Raw genomic sequence first — 18,675 nt, forward strand, 5'->3', positions numbered from 1 at the left:
TCTATTATAGTATGAACGGCGATCCACCCCAAGTTTTTAAACTGGTTAAAACAACTCAAACGAAAATTCCCGCGAATATCTAATATCAGACAAATTGTGCTAAATTTTGACGGCAAAAGCAGGAAATGTCTGATTTTGCGCTTTCCCAAGAAATAAAGAATAAATATTTCGCCATTATTACTCACAAATATGCTCTATTCCCTTATTTTCCCCACCGTTTTTTTTGAAAATTAACATTTCCAAGGGCCGAGAAACCGCCTCTTATCTGAATAATTTTCGCCTCATAGAACATACTTCAAAAAAAAGAGTGCGTTTAGGAGGCAGGACTTTTGAAACATGAAAACCCTTTAAGTTCCTCGGAGCTTGGCACGCTGTGGATTACATACCAGGAAAAGACCATGATTCTTCGCATATTGGAATACTTCATAAAAAGGTCAGATGACCAGGAAGCAAAGAATATCATGGGAATGTTATGGCAAGAAGTTGATTATTATGTTGCGCTTATTAGAAAAGTTTTTGAAAGTGAAGGGGCAGCCATACCGATCGGGTTCACACAGGAAGATGTTCATTTAGACGCTCCTAATTTATATGACAATGGTTTTGATATCATGTTTATTCGAATTTTAAAGGAAATAAGCATGGGAATGTACACAATTAATATGAACATGGCCTACCGAGTTGACGTGATGACAATTTATGAAGGATTGACCACCGTAACCCATAAGGCATATAAATTAGCTACCCTTTATTTATTAAAAAAAGGAATTCTGACTCGTCCGCCAAATATTACCATGCCAAAAACAACGGAAATCATTAAAAGCAAAAAATATATGAGCGGATATAATCCATTCAGTGAAAAGCGGGCGTTAAATGCGATAGAAATTGGCTTTCTTCATCATGGCATTGAAGCAAATAACATTGGTATACAGCTAATTACCGGTTTCGCCCAGAGCGCCAAGAATAAAGAGGTTAGACAATATTTTGAAAAAGGAAAAGAACTGGCCAAAAAGAATATAAAAACGTTTCAAAACTTGCTTTTAGAAAGTGACATTCAATTTTCGGCCACTTCAGGCAGTACTGTAACCGATTCAACGATTGCACCATTTTCTGATAAGCTAATGATGTACTGCGTTGATTATCTCAATGGATACAGTATTGTTGGAAATAGCTTTGGGACATTTTTCACATTAAGAAATGATATTTCCCTAAAAGTAACATTAATAGCGAAGGATATCTTTTTCTACGGCCAAGAAGGGCTAGAAATTATGTTTAAGCATGGCTGGTACGAAGAGCCCCCTCAATCTGAGGATCGAAATACCCTAATAAATGGAACACAATAATCAGTGCCTTTTGTACAAAATAGTAATAGTGTTATTTTTAACACTAAAATTCAATGTGGAGGGATCGCTTTGAATACACTTATTAAGCTAGTATCTACCTTAATCACGCTAATTATTAATGGTACATTCTTACTTGAAAATATAAGTTCACGTTTAAAATCCTCATTAAGGATGACAATTTTCGCGTAAGAGTACAGTATTCTTGTCTTTCTAATCCCACATTGTATGCCATAAAAGGTAAGCGATCCTCATTTTGCTTACCTTTTTTTGTTTTCAAAGAACTATTAAAACATGAACCAAACCTCAATTTCCGTAACTTTTTTCACAAAAACACGAACATTTATATATAATACATAAAAAATATTCGTAAATATCATTGACATCACATTTATTACATTGGTATAGTGTTCATGTAATATTCGACATCATCGTTCGGGAGGAAAAGTTTCGTGAATTCATTTGGATTGTCAATGATCGTGTTTAGCCTGCTCCTTATGGCAGCAGTCACTTATTTTGGATATGTTTTTAGCAAGAGGACCTTAAAAAACAATGACTCGTATTTTACAGCAGGCCGTAATATTACAACGGCGTTTATGACAGCTACCTTTATTGCCTATGCGGTTGGGACAGGCTTGATTTTCTCACCTGCAGAATCTGCTTATTTAGATGGTGTTACAGCCATGATCGGCTATGCTTTAGCCCTTTCTATTGCTTATTTCGTATTTATTCCTGTAGCACGAAGAATAAAGTCGTTGATTCCTCAAGGAAATACCATCGGGGAATATGTAAAAGTGCGTTATGGAAACACCATGTTTGTTGTGGTTTTATTTGTTATTATTGTGTACCTATTTTGTCTGTTAGCTTCAAATTTTATTGGCGCAGGTATCGCGTTTCAATATTTAGGAGATATTCCTATTTATCTAGGAGTCTTAATCATTGGTGTACCGGTTATTTTTTATACAACTTACGGCGGACTTGGTGCTGCTATTTTCACAAATGCCATACAGGCTTTGCTTCTAACCCCTCTGCTATTTGTAACAGCTTGGATTGCCTTTACAAACTCAGGTGGCACAACGAAAATCTATCAAGGCATTATGAAGAATTCTCCGGAATTTCTAAACGTTTTTAACCCTTCTGGTGTTAAATTTGCTGTAATGATTATTATTGCTGTATCCGCAGCGGAACTTTTAAACCAGGCCCTCTGGCAGCGTGTCTACTCGGCGAAAGATTTTCGTGTGATTAAAAAAGGGTTAATTAATGCCTCTATCATGACATTCCCAATGGCCATTATTGCTGCTGCATTCGGACTTATTGCTATTGCGATGAATATGGATCTGCCGCATCCATCAATTGGAACGGCTCTTGTCGCACATGCTTTATTACCTGAATGGGCATCCATGTTATTTGTGATGGTCATTGTCCTTGCTGTTACATCAACAGGATCTGATTCTCTTTCTGCCTTTGCATCTACAGCTTCTCTGGATATCATGAAAAGCTTTTTCCCAAATATGTCATCGAAAAATGCGGTTAAAGCTGGACGTATTGCTACAATCATTTTCGGTGTTGGTGCGATGCTTGTCGCATTTAAAGCACCCTCAATCTTACAGTTACTGTTACTGGCGGACTTAGTTGCTTCAGCAGCAGTGGTTCCTGTTATTGCAGGGTTGTTCCATTCTAAAATTACTGGTGGTATGGCAACAGCCGGCACTATTTTAGGAATGATCGTTGGACTTCCGCTCTTCTTAATGGGAGAGAGTCTGTACAGCTTCTTGGCCGCTATTATTGTGTCTTCGCTGATTGTCTTTATCGGTGGAGGCCTATCTAAAAAAACCTACAATTTTGATAGATTAAAAGAACAAATTAAAAATCTTGAATAAGAAAGGAACGAACCAACATGATCTATTCATTAGGCTTTTTCAATACCCTACTTTGGATTTCATTGATTGGCTTAGTTGTGGTCTTTGGATTTCAAATATGGTACTACGCCGCAGAATTCAAAAATAAAAATTAAGTAATGAAGGAGAGTTTTAACGTGAAAATAAGCAGTGAACAAGCTAGAAAACAAATTTGGGAGCAATTAAAAATCGTCGGCAAGCCAGACTCCCGTTTTCACTGGGACTTTGCCGAATTTATTGCAGATTATGAAGACAGTGATCAAAATGCCGAACTAATTCGCGAAATGGATGAATATAAAAACGCCAATATTCTCTTCATTACCCCTGATAACAATATGAGAAAACTAAGAGAGTTTGCTTTGCTTGATCAAAAAGTCATTCTTATGACAACTTATGGGATCAACCGCGGTTTCCAAGTGATTCGCCCGGGAGCGGTACCTGAAGGAAAAGAAGAATTTGCTTCCACTCTAGATGGAATTGAATTATATATGACACCAATCACCTTACAGGAAATCAAAGAAGAATTTAATCATGTGGAGCTTCTCTTTACAGGGGCTTCAGCTATGACTCCTAGCGGCATTCGCTTCGGAAAAGGACACGGCTATTTTGATTTAGAATGGGCGATGATGTGGTCAATGGGACTTGTCGACCTATCTTCCGTTGTAATTGGCATGGGTCATGACTGCCAGGTTGTCGATGCAGATGTACAGCCTGCCCCATATGACACAATCGTTGATTACATTGTCACAACAACAAAAGTGATTAAAACAGAAAAAACCCAAGAAAAGCCGACACTCGGCATTTTATGGGACAAGCTCGAAAAAGGCATGTTCGAAAACATCCCGCCATTACAAGAAGTTTATCAAGCAACAAAAGCATAAAAATGCAGACGGCGGGACAAAGGCTTGTCCTTTTCCACGCGGACACAGGGACAGGTTCATCGTCCTTTTCTGCGCGGACATAGGTTCCTTGTCCCGCGTTCTGTTACCAAGCGCTGAATGATCTTCGAGCATTTCAACAATTTCTACTTAATAAATCCACTTAGGTATTGATATAGTTCTTCTAACTCTTGCTCTTTTGCTACAATACAATTCGGGTACTGTTTAATCTCAGCTATACTTGATATCTTAAAATCATTTGGGGTAGGAAGCCCAGATGCACAAATTACCAAATAGTCTGCATTGAAAATTATTCCGGTCATTGCTGAAGTTTTAATAGACATTTGCCCCATCGTTCTTCCCGCAAATAATCCTTTTACTGCACTTTTTCCACCCGTTCTTTCAATGATAATTTTACTCTCATCAACCATTACCTTTGTTCCTGATTTTAATTCGAATGTTTTCACACCTCATACCTCCCAATGATATGTCCTTTGGTGTCTTTCCTATAGCAAAAAATAGGCGGGACTTAGGGTTTCTCATCTTTTTCCGGCAGACACAGCAACTGCCCTGGTCCCGCTTCTGAATGGATGATTTTTTTTATTCAGGAATATAAGGCAGCTCTAAGTTTTTCGGAATATTGATCACATGTGTTTCTACATATGATTGCAGTCCTTCTTTGCCGTATTCACGCCCCACGCCTGACTGCTTCACACCCCCAAATGGAAAACGGACATCCAGGCCTTGAACAGCAGCTGTATTGATCATGGTTGTACCCGCTTCAATCCGGCGGGCAACTTTTATGGCATGCTCTTCTTCTCCCCAAACCGAACTAGTCAATCCATAAATGCTTTCATTATGCAATTCGATGACTTGTTCTTCATCATCAAATGGCAAAATTGGCACTGTTGGTCCAAACTGTTCTTCAACCACAATCGGATCATGGAAATCAGCCCCTAACACTAAGGTCGGCTGTAAGAAATATCCATTATCCATAAGCTCAGGATTGAGAATTTTCCCCAGTTTAATCACTTTCGCCCCTTTGCTTTCTGCGTCTTTCACAAGACCTTGGACATACTTTACCTGATTTTTATTATTTACAGGACCTACTGTTACATCTGGATGAAATGGATCGCCTACCCTAATCCATTTATTTGCTGCTTCAATATATTTTTCGACGAATGCATCATAGATAGAGCGATGTACATAAATCCGCTTGGCAATCATACAAATTTGTCCGGCAGTCAGAAAGTTGGAGATGACCATTCTTCGCAGCGCCCGTTCATCATTCACATCAAAGTCATCAAGAACAATAGCGGCATCATTCCCGCCAAGCTCCAAAGTCATTTTCTTAATGGTTTCAGAAGCTGCTTTCATAATACTTTTGGCTGTCTTGGTTCCGCCGGTAAAGGCTATTTTTGCCACCTTCGGATTAGAAGTAAGCTCAACCCCCACATCCGCTTCCCCGTGAACAAGATTAAGCACGCCAGGCGGAAATTCATTGGCAATGATTTCGATGACACGGCTGACCGCTAGCGGAGCAAATGGGCTCGGTTTGAGTACCATTGTATTTCCAGTCAGCAAAGCCGGCGCAACCTTAATCGTCGACAGCGATATCGGATAATTCCAAGGGGTAATCGCTGAAACGACTCCTATCGGGTCATATGTAATGATGGTTCTCCCGTTGTCGTGCTCTTTTATTTGCGGCGTAACAACGTCCTTAACTGTATTACATGCAAACTCCATCCACATAATCGATATGGCTATTTCGCCCTCAGCATCGTATAAGGCTTTCCCGTGTTCTCGCGATAATAACCTGGCTATTTCAGGAGTTGCATCCTTTAATTTTTGAATGGCACGCTGCATTCTATTAATTCGATCATCTACATCACTCCAAGCCCAATCTTTTTGCACTGTGTATGCTGCATCAATCGCCTGTACAGCTTCTTCTTTCGTATTGATTGGTGCATATCCCACCACCTCATCAGGATGAGTTGGATTTTCACGGGGAAAATTATTTTCGGTTTTTACTTGTTTCCCATTGATTATGGCATGTACTGTAATAGGTTCATTGTTCATAATAAAGTGCCCCCAGCATATTATTTTCTACTTAGCTTAGTATGGTGCTGGAGACACGCCGGTATTCTTTGAACCAAGATCTATCTTCTTTTTAATAACCCTTAAAATCCGGGACTCTTTTTTCAGCAAAAGCAGATAGGCCTTCTTTAAAATCATGCGACCGGGTATGGTTTTTGATTGCTAACAGTTCTTGTCTTAATGCGATATCTAACGGCTGTTCTAAGCCATCATAGGCTAATCGCTTCATTTCTCTTAAGACCAATGGGCTTTTTAGAGAAATTTTATCAGTGATTGCCTGTACAGCCTCCTCCAGTTTTTCAGGCTCTGCCACTTCATGCACTAGCCCATATTCCATCATCTTTTGGGCAGAAATAAAATCACCGGTGAATAATAGGTACATCGCCCTGTTCAGCCCTATTTTCCGCGGCAAGCGTACAGCTCCGCCTCCTCCAGGAATGACGCCGAAGTTGGAATGGGCATCTCCTATCTTTGCTTTTTCAGATGCAATAACGATATCAGCCGTCATGGCAAGCTCCAGCCCGCCTGCTAATGTATATCCGTTTAAAGCAGCAATTAGCGGCTTAGATAAATGGTTTAGCGTTGTAAATAGTTCCTCTACCATGTCTAGCAGCCCTTTTTGTCCATCCGGTTCTTTTTCCGTATCTGCCAGCAGCTCTTTTAGATCAGCCCCAGCACAAAACGCCCGGCCTTTTCCAGTCAAAACAGCTGCTCTCACTGATGGATCCTGATCAATCTCTTGAAAAGCGTGAATAAGCTCTTTCATTAAATTACATGATAAAGCATTCATATCCTCCGGCCGATTTAAATAGATCCAAGCCGTTTGGTTTCTTTTTTCGCAGATGATATGTTGATAGGTCATGATTAAACCCCTCTCATATTAATAGATATTTTTTAACTATTATGACAAATTTCTAGGGCTTATTACAGACTATATCTGATTTAATCCATTTTTTTATCAACTCTATCATTTTATATTATCTAATTAAAAATAAGGCTCTGTTAAATTTGACCGTTGATTTCCGATCACAGTGAAACAGTTATAACAAAGGCAAAAATTAAACATCTAATCTGTAACCAGGCCTTATTCTGTAAATTCCCAAGCTGGGTTCCAAACTACTTCCCACAAATGTCCGTCTGGGTCCTGGAAGTATCCAGAGTATCCTCCCCAAAAGGTATCGTGTGCTGGAACTGAAATAATTGCACCTGCCTTCTCTGCTTGTACCATTACCATATCGACCTCTTCTTTACTCCTCACATTATGACCAATCGTAAATTCCGTTGGACTTTTTGGCGTTTGGTTAATGCTTGTGTCATGTGCTATATCTTTTCGATTCCAAATGGCGAGTTTTAATCCTGATTGTAAATCAAAGAAGGCAACAGCACCATGCTCAAATTCTTGACCTACTATTCCTTCTGTTGGCAGCCCAAGTCCATCCTTGTAAAATTTTAAAGACCTCTCCAAGTCATCTACACCCAAGGTTATGACTGAAATTCGCGGTTTCATCTAATACCTCCTAAAGTTTACTCTTTATTTTAATATATTGGGGCTATATACCGATTTATTGAAGATGAATACTATCTTCCTTGGAATTTCTAGAATCAAATTTAGGGCACTTCCTAAAATGGGAAGCACCCTTTAAATATTTTCCTTTTTAATTCTTACTTCTTTACTACAGGAATCCACATCTCACCAAATACTAAGCCGTTTCGCTGTCCCATCTCAACCGAAGCATTCGGCCCGCCAACATAGGCAAAATTCTTTTCCTGTGGTAAGGCTTGACCAAAGGCAATCCCAGTAAGCATATTACTCAACTCTTCAGCCGAATTCGCTTCTCCTTTAACAACCAGGTATTCTCCCTTAGGAAATTGGATCACTCTTGATTCTTCTTCTGGTAATGTCGCCTTTGTCATCACGCCAGCATAATGCATCATCTTGTTATTCACCGCTTCGTTCACTGCAAAAATATAGTCATTTTCAGCCAGGGCTTTTAATGTGTCAAGCCTTCCATCTTGTTTCACAGCTTGCCAAAAGTCTGACTTTTCTTTGTTTATCCCAGCATAGTCCGTATAATCGCTCTTAAGTTCAATTCCCAAGCCTAAAACGGTAAAACTGTCTTTTACTTCTATTGTATAATCTGCCATATTCAAAACCTTCCTTTTTTAAAAAATTAATCAAATGATTTGTCTTTTCACTTGATAGATTTATAATAGCCTTAAATCATGTCAAAAAATGATACTGTTTTGGAGACCACGATGAAAAAAGTTGAACGGATTAATATCATCATGCGGTATATCAATAACCGCGCCCACTTTACAATTTCTGAAATCATGCGTGAATTTAATATTTCTCGTTCAACAGCAATTAGAGATATTAGAGAAATTGAAGCCATGGGGATGCCGCTTGTCGCTGAAGTTGGAAGGGATGGGGGTTATTTTGTCATGAACAATTCTGTCCTTCCCACTGTCCGTTTTACCGATAATGAGATTAAAGCTCTTTTTATTGCCTTTATGGCCACTAGAAATCAGCAGCTCCCTTTTTTAAAAAGCCGCCAGTCTTTAGCTGAAAAATTATTAGGCCTCATCTCAGAAAACCAGCAAGAGGACCTTGTCCTTTTGAATCAACTCTTGCTTTTTGAAGGGACCAATCCTAATAATCCCGATCTGCTAGATCTTTCAGACCTTCCTCATCCCATGTTAGAAAAACTCATCCAACTTCTGCTTTTGGATCGCTTTTTATTGATTACCATTAAAGAAGACAAGGAAATTAAGGCTTATCCCATTTATCTTTTGCACCTTTATCGTGAAAAAAGCCTGTGGCTAATCGAGGGATTTGACCTAAAGGAGGAAAAGAAGAAGATCTTTCCTGTCGACCACCTCACCAATATTGAGCCATATCTTACGGAAAAAAGCGTAAGCAGGAAAAAGATTTTAGAAAAGATCAGTAAGCAGGAAGAAGAAATCAACCTAGTCATTGAATTTGGTCCAAAGGCCATTGCCCAGTTCAAAAAATACCATCCTTTAAAATTTTCCATTTCCTATACAAGTCCTTACCAAACCACAGCCATCCTAAAGACATTTATCAATGTTAATATGCCCGAAGAATTGACCGAAATTACAAATTGGCTGCTTTTTCTAGGTGAGGATATCATGTTAAGGGAAGTTCCAGAAGAGGTTTTAAAAAGTTTGCAAAAGAGATTAAACTTATACTGCCAATAAGCTTTAAATATATATTATTTCTTAACACAAGCTCTAATAAAAGAGAACCATCCGAAAATGGTTCTTTTAAAATGCGGTTGTTTATTATGCGGTATATCCACCGTCAACAAGTATAGTCGCTCCTGTTGTGAAGTCATTTTCAGCTAAGAAAACAAAAGCATGAGCGATCTCTTCAGGTTTCCCAAGTCTTTTGATGGGGTGTCTCGCTACAAGTCCATCATAGAACCCACCTAAGGCTTCTTTGTTGACAAGAGCCGTTTCAATATAACCAGGAGCTACAGCGTTCACTCGCTAAAGTATTCTTGGATATCTTTCCACTTTCATAGGCTTCTTTATCCATTGCATAGAGTATAGCTTTAAACAGTAATTGAGTTGAGAGGTTGGGAATCATGCTTAAACCTATTAATATCCCCCTAATTTTTTTCTTGATAATTTAGCATCATTTATTTCTTGGATCATTTTTTCTCGGTCTGTAGTTGTCATTTTCAGCCTCCAAATCAAAGTGGAAATTAAATGTTAAAGTTATTTCTTTAATGAGCCTTTCAACATAGATAATTTTCCAATCTTATATTTATGTAGTTACCAGATTGCACGACCACATGTATGAGCTGTTTGAGCATGAGTCTCTTCATCTACTAACTGCAAAACACGCGGTTCTTCATGATGATGCCAAGTATATCCTTCTGGTGTTTGTCCATTTGCAAGAGCCTGAATATCACTTTGGGATAAGCCTAATTCTTGTGCAAGAATTGCATCTGCTTGAATGGCTTGATACAGCGTATCATTAGCTATATTAAAATGAACAGCATCACTTTCTAAATACAACTCTTCTGCAATAAAGACTTTAAACATAAAAATGGGATCATTAGAACCACCCGTGAAAACGGGTGGTTTGATCAACGATTTATATCGCACAAACTTTGCTTTTCTATATAGCAGTCCATCCTCCATCAACTTTGATGGTTTCACCTGTGACGAAATTGGCAAGGTCGGAAGCCAAATATAACACAGCACCTGATATATCTTTTGGTTTTGGCATCCCATCCAAAAGAATCCTGCTTTTTACGTCTTTCAGAAACTCTTCATCTTCAAACATTTTGGCAGTCAGATCTGTTTCAACAAATGTTGGAGCGACAGCGTTCACATTTATATGATATTTAGCCCACTCAACAGCTAGCGCCTTTGTCATCTGTACAACTCCCCCTTTGCTTGAGCAATAGGCGGATCTATTTATGTAGCCGACAAATGACATTTGCGAAGCTATATTAATAATTTTCCCCTTATTTTGCTTTACCATATATTTAGCAGCAGCTTGGCTGAAGAAAAAGGACGCTTTTAAATTCGTGTCAAGAATTGTATCCCAATCTTCTTCTGTCACTTCAAGTGCAGGCTTTGGAATATTTACACCTGCATTATTGACCAGCACGTCAATGGTACCGTATTCTCGAACTACTCTATCGGTTAATTCCCTAACTTGATTAATGTGATTCACATCTGCTTGAAATGCTTTATTATTGCTATGGATCGCGTTGAGCTCGGACAGAGTATCATCTAAAGCCTCTTTATTTCGCCCAATAATAATGACGTTAGCTCCTAATCTTGCAAAGGATAAAGCAATATCCTTCCCAATTCCCTTGCTGCCGCCTGTCACAATGATTGTTTTATTTTTCAACTCGGAGAAATACATTTCCATCACCATCCTCGTTATTTGTTTTTATCATTATTTTTTAAAAAGTAAATGAGTGTTTGTTCACGTTCCTTGTTGAGTTTTTCGGAAGTTTCTTTATCCCATTCATAGAATCCTTCCCCGCTTTTATCCCCTAGCTTTCCCTCATCAACTAAACCAGTTAATATTCTTCCGGATCTTTTAGCAGTACTTAGATCTTCAAACAAGTAATTTGAAATAGCTGAAAATACATCCAGTCCACCCATATCTGCTGTCATTAGCGGACCCGTAATTGGCAATCTGCGTCCGATACTATATGTAACCGCTGCATCGATATCTTCTTTTGAAGCCACACCAGTATCGAGTAAAGACTGCGCTTCACGGAACAGCGCATACTGAAGGCGGTTTCCAATGAAGCCTGGAATTTCCTTGTGGATAAGAATTGGCTTTTTATTCATTTGTTTCATTAATTCCATTGAACGATTAACTATCTCTTGATCGGTCTTTTCCCCTTTTACCACTTCAACTAGAGGGATCAAATGTGCTGGGTTCCAAAAATGGGTGACGATAAAACGATTGGGACGAATAGCTCCCTCTGCTAATGATGTTGGAGTAAACCCTGAAGTATTACTTGCTACAATTACCTGATCATCAATTAATGGTTCAAGCTCTTTATACAAATCATGCTTCATGTCAATATCTTCAGGAATCGCTTCGATTATATATGTAGCATCGCTAACAACCTTTTGAAGAGAGGTTTGCAGCGTTATTCGTTCCCGAATTTCCTTTCCTTCAGCTTCATCAAATAAACCATTAGCAGCCATTACGTTTATTTTATTCTTTAATCCAGCGTCCGCATGATCAATATCCCGTGTGGTTACTCCTGACACTTTTACAGATATACCTGCCCAAGCAGCAGATAAAGCAATGGAGTGGCCCATTGTACCACAGCCGATAATTGATAACTTTTCCATTGGTAATCACCCTTTCATTTACCTTTTTTCTGAAAAATTTATATGAAAAATCCCAACAAACGAAAACGAGTTTGTTGGGAAATATCGACTTATAAACCTAAGCCAATTGAAAAAAGAATAACTGCCAAGATTGTACCAAGAGCTGGAACTACTACTGTTAATGCACCAAACATTGGATATGCATCCTTATGTGTTTCTCCAGCAATAGAACGAATCGTAGTTACAACATATCCGCCTTGCGGCATTGAATCAAGAGATCCTGAAGCGATGGCCACAGAACGGTGCAAGGCTTCTGGATTTACACCTAAATCTAGATAGTGTGGAGCAAGCAGTGGCAATGCAATAGCTTGTCCACCTGAAGATGAACCAGTTAATCCCGCAATGACCGCTACGGCGAGGGCCCCGCCAATCAATGGGCTTCCAGGAATATTCGTCATAAAGGCAACAGCTTGTTCAAAGGCAGGTGTGGCTTTTACAACCCCGCCAAAACCAACAACCGCTGATGTATTGGCAATCGCAATAATAGCTCCAACGGTTCCTTCTGAAATCGCTTTCCCGAAGCTCCTGAAATATTTACGATTAATAAGATAAGTAGCAATAATACCACTTGTTAAAGCAATAATTAAGGCAGATGTTCCTAATGAATTATGGAAAATAAATGAAATTACTAATACACAGGCTAATGGGATAAGACTTAGCATTGGATTAGGCAAATCCGCACGTTCTTCAAAATGATCGGATTCTCTTGCAACGAACTTTTCACCATTACTTACAGCTTTCTTAATCACTTTTGTTATCCACCAGTAACCGAAGATCATCATAAATACAGCTACAATTAAACTAACTTCCCAGCCAGCATACGCATTTGTTCCTAAAAATTCAATTGGAATCCAGTTTTGAATTTCCGGTGATCCAGCTGATGTCATCGTAAACGTTGTTGAACCAAAGCCTAATGCTGCTGGAATAAAGCGTCTTGGCAAATTAGCTTCTTTAAATAAGCTTACAGCCATTGGATAAACAGAGAATGCTACAACAAACAAACTTACACCGCCGTATGTCAGCACAGCACAAGCAAGGATAACAGCCAGAACAGCACGCTTCATCCCAAGCTTTCCAACAATCCACTTGGATACGCTGTCGGCAGCTCCACTATCTTCCATTACCTTACCAAAGATAGCTCCAGTTAAAAACATTAAATACCATGAAGCAATAAACCCTGAAAAACCTGTCATATAGTTGGTTAAAAAGTTTGGCGCACCCTCAGCGGCTAACTGTGGAAGCAAAGGCAAACCGCTCAAAACTGCAACGAATAAGGCCGAAAGCGGTGCTGCAATAAGCAAATCCATACCACGCATTGTCAGGTAGATTAGCAATGCTAACCCACCAAACAAGCCTATAAATCCCAGAACCATACCATCACCTTTCCTTTCATGTTTAATTTAGTTATTGTTTATTGCCATATCTGCGAACACGTAAATTAGCTTGTTCCGCATGTCCAGCGAAGTTTTCTAGCATACAAAGGCGAGATGCGTATTCACCCATATGTGCACTTGCCTCAGGAGTAACTATTTTTTGGTAAGTGACTGTTTTGATGAATTTACCAACCCAAAGCCCTCCAGTATAACGAGCAGCACCTTTTGTAGGTAATGTATGGTTTGTACCAATTACTTTGTCTCCATAAGCAACGTTTGTTTCAGGTCCTAAGAATAAGCATCCGTAGTTTGTCATGTTTTGCAGGAAGTAATCAGGATCTTCTGTTAAAACTTCCACATGCTCAAAAGCAAGGCGATCAGCTTCCACAACAGCCTCTTCAATGCTATCTACTAATAAAATTTGACCGTAATCTCTCCAAGATACGCTTGCAACATCTGCAGTAGGCAATACTTCTAGTTGTCTAGCAATCTCGTCAATTGTTTCATGAGCAAGTTTTTCAGAAGTTGTAATTAAAGCACCTGGTGAAGTAGGACCATGTTCTCCCTGGCCTAAAAGGTCAGTTGCAATCATTTCCGCATCTGCCGTTTCATCAGCAATTACTAATGTTTCAGTTGGTCCAGCAAATAAATCGATACCAACACGTCCGTATAATTGGCGTTTCGTTTCAGCAACAAAGGCATTACCAGGTCCAACGATCATATCCACGGAGTCAATGGTTTCCGTACCAATTGCCATGGCAGCCATTGCCTGAATGCCTCCTAGAAGATAAATTTCGTCAGCACCGGCTAAATACATTGCAGCAACCGTTGCATTCGGTACCTCTCCTCTAATTGGCGGGGTGCATGCGATTACACGTTTAACCCCAGCAACTTTTGCAGTTAACACACTCATATGTGCTGATGCAACCATTGGGTAGCGTCCACCTGGAATATAACATCCAACACTATTAACTGGGATATTTTTATGTCCTAGAATTACACCAGGGCTGTTTTCAACTTCTACATCATGCAAGGAAGCAAGCTGTGCTTCTGCAAATCTGCGAATATTTGCTTGTGCAAATTTAATATCCTCAATCACTTCTGCTGGAACATTGGAAACGATTTCTTTTATTTGCTCTTCAGATAAGCGAAAAGATTTTGGCGACCACTTATCAAATTTCTCTGAGAATTCTCGAACTGCTGCATCTCCTCGGGTTTCTATATCCTTAATTGCCTCTGAAACTATTTTTGATACTTCTAAGTCGTTCTTCGATACCTCTTCTTTTGATTTACCTGCTTTAATAACTTTAGCCATTCTTTTTTCCTCCTATGATTGCATACGTATGCAGAAAATAATAAAAAAATAAAAATGAATACGTATGCAGAAAAATTGAAAATAAAATCTATCGTTGAATACGTATGCAAAAAATGTTAAAAATAATAACTTTCATTGAATACGCTTTCAAGATAGTTGGTGAGTATAGAATATTCTAATAAGTATTAAAAGTCAAGTGGTTTTTCTCTCAATTAATTTTCCTTCAATTTCAATATTATCCACTCTGCCTGTGTATTCCTCAACTTCAGCCATAATATATTTTACTGTTTCGGCAACCATTTCCTTGATTGGCTGTTCCCATGTAGTTAAATTATAAGTTGGCCATGCTGACATGACGATATTATCAAATCCAATTACTTTCGTTTGTAAAGGAACATGAATATTATACTCACGCAAGGCATCTAAAACTCCTAAAGCCATGATGTCGTTTGCAGCAAAAAACGCGTGAGGAATATTATTATTATTATTTTTTATAATATCCTTTGCTGTATGATAGCCTCCCTCATAAGAGAAGTCTGAGACATACTTTCTATATGGAATTTGATGCTCCTTTAACACATCGATAAACCCTTTTTCGCGTTCTTTGTTCGTTGAAGTATCGCTGTTTCCTGATATATATGCCATGTTCGAACAGCCTTTTTCTAATAAAAACTGCGCAATATGACGGCTTGCCTTTAGATTATTTGTGCTTACAGAAAATAATTCTTTTTTTTCCAGTTTACGATTAAATAAAACTAGCGGTATGTGATTCTTTCTAAAATCTTCTGATACCTTTAAAGAAAGGGAAGCATCAGTAATAACGACACCAGCTACATTGTAGTTTAACAAAGTTTCAATATCATCTTTTTGAATTTCGTCATTATTTGTATGAACGAATAAAATACTATATCCAAGCTTTTTAAAAGATGAAGTAAATTCCTTTAGAACTTGAGGATAGAACGGGTTATCCACTCTTTTCATGACTAGACCAATAATTTTTGTTTTATTTGTAATTAAACTGCGCGCAAACTCATTTGGCCTGTATCCAATCTGCTTAGCAGCGTTTAAAACCTTCTCTCTTGTTTTTTCGGAGACTCCTGCGCCGCCGAAGAATACTCTTGAAACGGAGGATTGGGAAACTCCCGCCAATTTTGCCACGTCTTTTGCATTTACTCCATTACTCATAATCCACACAACCTTTTTTAAACAATTATCCTAAATATTACTATACATTTGTTCTGCAAATATTGGAATAGCAAGAGAAACCTCTCAGCTTATATTTAAATAATAGGTAATAACCATCCTTGGTTAAATTAGTATGAACAGATAGTGGTGATCTTCCCTATTTTTGCAGGAAGAAATCCTTGTCCTATCTATATTAAAATAATATAATAGACATATTGATACGGGGCCGAGTGGGGTACTGGTGTCCTCCACGGTCTTCAAAACCGCTCGTGACCTGCGTGCCAGGTCAGCTGGGTTCGATTCCCAGGCGGTCCCGCCAAATTTATTATTAATCCGCACGGTCATGCCGTGGGGTTTTTTTAGTCTGTGACCTCGACGTTAATCTTGTCTCTTTTCCCCCAATTCCTTATAATAATGGATGAATGGAATATTGATTTGTAGGTGAGAGAATTGCTTCAAGGCTGGTTTTTATGGTTTATCCTGTTTTGGGTTGTGGTACTTGTAACATTGATGTTTATTGGCGGTTTCTTTATGTTTCGGAAGTTCCTTAAGAAGATGCCGAAAGAAGACGGAAAGTCGGATATGGATTGGGAAGAGTATTATGTTGACCAAACCAAGCATCTTTGGCAACAGGAGGAAAAGGATCTTCTGGAGGATTTAGTTAGCCCGGTACCTGAATTGTTTCGGGATGTGGCGCGCCAAAAGATTGCCGGAAAGATTGGCGAGCTTGCGGTAAAGGAAAAAGCTGCTGCCATTACTCAGGATTTGCTAATTCGCGGATATATCCTTGCAACGCCGAAAAGAGATCATAAATTTTTAAGAAAAAAATTAGAACAAAAAGAAATTAGTGCCGCTCCATATGAGCATTTATTTTAAACCATTCCTGCTTTTTTGGAATGGTTTTTTTATTAGGCGGTGTTAATGTTAAAAAACAAAATAAGGCTGCACCACGGCAGCCTTATAATTAACGTGTTTATGCTGTTTTTTGAAGCTCGTTTTCCAATTTACGAAAGTTCATATACATGGCCACACGCCATGGAACAATCATTGCAAAAGCCAAGAGCCAGAACATGCCGCTCAGCTGGCCAACATCTATCGATGAACTTAAAACAAGCTTGGCAGCTATTCTTATTACAAGCAAGCCAATTAGGATAAATACGAATGCTTTTGAGCGCTTTAGATAGATCTGCTGATCCTTAATTTCGAACTTGGAAGTTTTAATTAACAGGATTGAAAAAAGCATTCCAACAATAATCGCTTCAATAATTTCTAAAGGTGTCAGCCGAAAATATGGGGATACAAACATGAGTGCACCCGTGCTCATAAAAACTGGCGGCAAGATGATCTTTTTTGCATTTGCCGGCTTTTTAGAAGCCTTCATACGGAGGAACATGGCAAATATCGCCATACAAATAGCACCGATGGATGAAGCTATAACTAGGTTCATAACGGTTCAATCCTTTTTTCTAGAATTTTCACATCCATCATTATATATGAAAATAATAAATTTAGAAATGATGATTGTTGGAAAAAATACTAATCTTAACTTAATACCCTATTCACTGCTTCAAGGACGCGCACTTCATCAAAGGGCTTTACAATAAAATCCTTTGCGCCCATTTCGATCGCTTCTAGCACCATCTTCTGCTGCCCCATCGCAGAACACATAATAATCTTTGCATCGGGGTATTTCTTTTTGATTTCTTTTACCGCATCTAGCCCGTTCATTTCAGGCATCGTTATATCCATTGTCACTAAATCAGGCTGAAGCTGTTCATATAACTGAACAGCCTCCAGCCCATTCTCGCCTTCACCGACAATGTCATGTTCTTTTTTTAATATACTGGTTAAGGTAACTCTCATAAACTTTGCATCATCAATAATTAAAATTCTTGCCATATTATTACCTCCAAAAAGCAACAACCTCTGAGCTAAATCAAATTAGAAGCCAGTAAATCCGCCAAATAATGGCGATAGAATAGCAATAATTTTTGTCATCCAGTCAAAGAAGAGCACTACACCCATGACCATCATAATATAGCCGCCAATTTTCATAATTTTTCCGCTGTTTTTGCGGATCCATTTTAATTTTCCAATGAAGAAAGACAAGATAAAGAACGGTACGGCAAACCCAATAATATAGGCGATCATATAAACCATTGCGGAATTTGGGTTAGATACCGCTAGAGAAAATACAGCACCCAGAATTGGACCAGTGCATGGCGTCCACCCCGCAGCAAAGGCCATTCCGATTAAACCAGATCCTAAAAATCCTGACGGACGGTTTTTAAACTCAAATCTTCTTTCTTTCATTAAAAATTCGGGCTTAAGAAACCCAACTACAACTAATCCAAACGCAAAAATAAAAATGGCACCAATCTGCCTAATTAAGTCCTGATAATCCATAAAAAAGTTTCCCAGGAGTGTTGAACCAAACCCTAGGGCGATAAATATGAGTGAGAAGCCTATGAGAAAGAATAAAGTATGCAGCATGCTTCTTTTTTGCAGCATGGCATTCTCTTCTTTCAATTCCCCGACAGACATCCCTGTAATATAAGATAAAAATGCAGGATACAACGGTAAACAGCAAGGAGAGATAAAGCTCAAGAATCCGGCTCCTAATGCTAGGAATACATTTAAATCAGTCATTTTTGCCAACTCCTGTTCAGCGCGATTCACCCTTCATTCTAACAA

Annotated in this window: 19 protein-coding genes, 1 tRNA gene and 1 pseudogene; 6 read left to right on the forward strand and 15 right to left on the reverse strand. The window is 38.7% G+C overall.

Annotated elements, in window-relative coordinates; genetic code table 11:
- The first annotated feature begins 329 nt into the window (after positions 1-329).
- The 3 genes from AC1Q59_RS06350 to AC1Q59_RS06360 all read left to right on the forward strand — a co-directional run bounded on the left by AC1Q59_RS06350 (position 330) and on the right by AC1Q59_RS06360 (position 4,116).
- On the forward strand, positions 330-1,340 hold the full coding sequence (locus AC1Q59_RS06350; protein ID WP_492364959.1) for a DUF3231 family protein: 1,011 nt from the start codon (positions 330-332) through the stop codon (positions 1,338-1,340).
- Between the two features lie 449 nt (positions 1,341-1,789).
- A complete protein-coding gene (locus AC1Q59_RS06355) occupies positions 1,790-3,217 on the forward strand; it encodes a sodium:solute symporter family transporter (RefSeq protein ID WP_492364960.1) in 1,428 nt (475 codons plus the stop codon).
- A 155-nt stretch (positions 3,218-3,372) separates the two neighbouring features.
- On the forward strand, positions 3,373-4,116 hold the full coding sequence (locus tag AC1Q59_RS06360) for a 5-formyltetrahydrofolate cyclo-ligase (protein WP_492364961.1): 744 nt from the start codon (positions 3,373-3,375) through the stop codon (positions 4,114-4,116).
- 143 nt (positions 4,117-4,259) lie between these two features.
- On the opposite strand, the gene AC1Q59_RS06365 is transcribed toward AC1Q59_RS06360, so the two are convergent.
- From AC1Q59_RS06365 to AC1Q59_RS06385, 5 genes are all read right to left on the reverse strand, one after another.
- Positions 4,260-4,580, reverse strand: a complete 321-nt coding sequence (locus AC1Q59_RS06365; RefSeq protein WP_492364962.1) for a hypothetical protein — start codon at positions 4,578-4,580, stop codon at positions 4,260-4,262.
- A gap of 133 nt (positions 4,581-4,713) precedes the next feature.
- Complete coding sequence (locus AC1Q59_RS06370) at positions 4,714-6,192, reverse strand: aldehyde dehydrogenase family protein (protein WP_492364963.1); 1,479 nt, start codon at positions 6,190-6,192, stop codon at positions 4,714-4,716.
- 91 nt (positions 6,193-6,283) lie between these two features.
- Positions 6,284-7,072, reverse strand: a complete 789-nt coding sequence (locus AC1Q59_RS06375; RefSeq protein ID WP_492364964.1) for an enoyl-CoA hydratase/isomerase family protein — start codon at positions 7,070-7,072, stop codon at positions 6,284-6,286.
- Between the two features lie 222 nt (positions 7,073-7,294).
- Positions 7,295-7,717 carry a VOC family protein gene (locus tag AC1Q59_RS06380; RefSeq protein WP_492364965.1) on the reverse strand — a complete coding sequence of 141 codons (423 nt, stop codon included), beginning with the start codon at positions 7,715-7,717 and terminating at the stop codon, positions 7,295-7,297.
- 155 nt (positions 7,718-7,872) lie between these two features.
- Positions 7,873-8,355 (reverse strand): GyrI-like domain-containing protein, encoded by a 483-nt coding sequence (locus tag AC1Q59_RS06385; protein ID WP_492364966.1) that lies wholly within the window; start codon positions 8,353-8,355, stop codon positions 7,873-7,875.
- Positions 8,356-8,466: 111 nt separating this feature from the next.
- Here AC1Q59_RS06385 and AC1Q59_RS06390 point away from each other — a divergent pair, with 111 nt between their 5' ends.
- A complete protein-coding gene (locus AC1Q59_RS06390; protein ID WP_492364967.1) occupies positions 8,467-9,429 on the forward strand; it encodes a helix-turn-helix transcriptional regulator in 963 nt (320 codons plus the stop codon).
- A gap of 84 nt (positions 9,430-9,513) precedes the next feature.
- On the opposite strand, the pseudogene AC1Q59_RS06395 reads toward AC1Q59_RS06390, so the two are convergent.
- The 7 genes and pseudogenes from AC1Q59_RS06395 to AC1Q59_RS06425 form a co-directional block, all read right to left on the reverse strand.
- Positions 9,514-9,720: pseudogene (locus tag AC1Q59_RS06395) on the reverse strand (SDR family oxidoreductase); the annotation flags it as partial.
- 288 nt (positions 9,721-10,008) lie between these two features.
- Positions 10,009-10,380, reverse strand: coding sequence for an HNH endonuclease (locus tag AC1Q59_RS06400; RefSeq protein WP_492365357.1), 372 nt, complete (start codon positions 10,378-10,380; stop codon positions 10,009-10,011).
- Positions 10,358-11,122: an SDR family NAD(P)-dependent oxidoreductase gene (locus tag AC1Q59_RS06405; RefSeq protein ID WP_492364968.1), complete on the reverse strand. Its 765-nt coding sequence runs from the start codon at positions 11,120-11,122 to the stop codon at positions 10,358-10,360. Before AC1Q59_RS06405 ends, AC1Q59_RS06400 begins: the two co-directional genes overlap by 23 nt.
- 11 nt (positions 11,123-11,133) lie before the next feature.
- On the reverse strand, positions 11,134-12,069 hold the full coding sequence (locus tag AC1Q59_RS06410; RefSeq protein WP_492364969.1) for a 3-hydroxyacyl-CoA dehydrogenase family protein: 936 nt from the start codon (positions 12,067-12,069) through the stop codon (positions 11,134-11,136).
- 89 nt (positions 12,070-12,158) lie between these two features.
- Positions 12,159-13,481, reverse strand: coding sequence for a GntP family permease (locus AC1Q59_RS06415; protein ID WP_492364970.1), 1,323 nt, complete (start codon positions 13,479-13,481; stop codon positions 12,159-12,161).
- Positions 13,482-13,512: 31 nt separating this feature from the next.
- A complete protein-coding gene (gene hisD / locus AC1Q59_RS06420; protein ID WP_492364971.1) occupies positions 13,513-14,796 on the reverse strand; it encodes a histidinol dehydrogenase in 1,284 nt (427 codons plus the stop codon).
- A gap of 192 nt (positions 14,797-14,988) precedes the next feature.
- Positions 14,989-15,981 (reverse strand): LacI family DNA-binding transcriptional regulator, encoded by a 993-nt coding sequence (locus tag AC1Q59_RS06425; RefSeq protein WP_492364972.1) that lies wholly within the window; start codon positions 15,979-15,981, stop codon positions 14,989-14,991.
- Between the two features lie 222 nt (positions 15,982-16,203).
- On the opposite strand from AC1Q59_RS06425, the gene AC1Q59_RS06430 reads away from it, so the two are divergent.
- Both AC1Q59_RS06430 and AC1Q59_RS06435 read left to right on the forward strand, forming a co-directional pair.
- Positions 16,204-16,300: transfer RNA gene (locus AC1Q59_RS06430), tRNA-Sec, on the forward strand.
- Between the two features lie 131 nt (positions 16,301-16,431).
- On the forward strand, positions 16,432-16,857 hold the full coding sequence (locus AC1Q59_RS06435) for a DUF2621 domain-containing protein (protein WP_492364973.1): 426 nt from the start codon (positions 16,432-16,434) through the stop codon (positions 16,855-16,857).
- 97 nt (positions 16,858-16,954) lie between these two features.
- Here AC1Q59_RS06435 and AC1Q59_RS06440 read toward each other — a convergent pair whose 3' ends face one another.
- From AC1Q59_RS06440 to AC1Q59_RS06450, 3 genes are all read right to left on the reverse strand, one after another.
- Positions 16,955-17,428: a CcdC family protein gene (locus tag AC1Q59_RS06440; protein WP_492364974.1), complete on the reverse strand. Its 474-nt coding sequence runs from the start codon at positions 17,426-17,428 to the stop codon at positions 16,955-16,957.
- 95 nt (positions 17,429-17,523) lie between these two features.
- Positions 17,524-17,880, reverse strand: coding sequence for a response regulator (locus tag AC1Q59_RS06445; protein WP_492364975.1), 357 nt, complete (start codon positions 17,878-17,880; stop codon positions 17,524-17,526).
- A gap of 42 nt (positions 17,881-17,922) precedes the next feature.
- A complete protein-coding gene (locus AC1Q59_RS06450; protein ID WP_492364976.1) occupies positions 17,923-18,630 on the reverse strand; it encodes a cytochrome c biogenesis CcdA family protein in 708 nt (235 codons plus the stop codon).
- Positions 18,631-18,675 lie beyond the last annotated feature (45 nt).

The organism is Cytobacillus sp. MT66, assembly GCF_058792595.1.

What these genes read in the sequence shown, in the direction of transcription:
- AC1Q59_RS06370 (WP_492364963.1), bottom strand. Translation starts at nt 6,192, where the DNA reads ATGAACAATGAACCTATTACAGTACATGCCATAATCAATGGGAAACAA.
- AC1Q59_RS06375 (WP_492364964.1), bottom strand. Translation starts at nt 7,072, where the DNA reads ATGACCTATCAACATATCATCTGCGAAAAAAGAAACCAAACGGCTTGG.
- AC1Q59_RS06380 (WP_492364965.1), bottom strand. Translation starts at nt 7,717, where the DNA reads ATGAAACCGCGAATTTCAGTCATAACCTTGGGTGTAGATGACTTGGAG.
- AC1Q59_RS06385 (WP_492364966.1), bottom strand. Translation starts at nt 8,355, where the DNA reads ATGGCAGATTATACAATAGAAGTAAAAGACAGTTTTACCGTTTTAGGC.
- AC1Q59_RS06390 (WP_492364967.1), top strand. Translation starts at nt 8,467, where the DNA reads ATGAAAAAAGTTGAACGGATTAATATCATCATGCGGTATATCAATAAC.
- AC1Q59_RS06400 (WP_492365357.1), bottom strand. Translation starts at nt 10,380, where the DNA reads ATGGAGGATGGACTGCTATATAGAAAAGCAAAGTTTGTGCGATATAAA.
- AC1Q59_RS06405 (WP_492364968.1), bottom strand. Translation starts at nt 11,122, where the DNA reads ATGGAAATGTATTTCTCCGAGTTGAAAAATAAAACAATCATTGTGACA.
- AC1Q59_RS06410 (WP_492364969.1), bottom strand. Translation starts at nt 12,069, where the DNA reads ATGGAAAAGTTATCAATTATCGGCTGTGGTACAATGGGCCACTCCATT.
- AC1Q59_RS06415 (WP_492364970.1), bottom strand. Translation starts at nt 13,481, where the DNA reads ATGGTTCTGGGATTTATAGGCTTGTTTGGTGGGTTAGCATTGCTAATC.
- hisD (WP_492364971.1), bottom strand. Translation starts at nt 14,796, where the DNA reads ATGGCTAAAGTTATTAAAGCAGGTAAATCAAAAGAAGAGGTATCGAAG.
- AC1Q59_RS06425 (WP_492364972.1), bottom strand. Translation starts at nt 15,981, where the DNA reads ATGAGTAATGGAGTAAATGCAAAAGACGTGGCAAAATTGGCGGGAGTT.
- AC1Q59_RS06440 (WP_492364974.1), bottom strand. Translation starts at nt 17,428, where the DNA reads ATGAACCTAGTTATAGCTTCATCCATCGGTGCTATTTGTATGGCGATA.
- AC1Q59_RS06445 (WP_492364975.1), bottom strand. Translation starts at nt 17,880, where the DNA reads ATGGCAAGAATTTTAATTATTGATGATGCAAAGTTTATGAGAGTTACC.
- AC1Q59_RS06450 (WP_492364976.1), bottom strand. Translation starts at nt 18,630, where the DNA reads ATGACTGATTTAAATGTATTCCTAGCATTAGGAGCCGGATTCTTGAGC.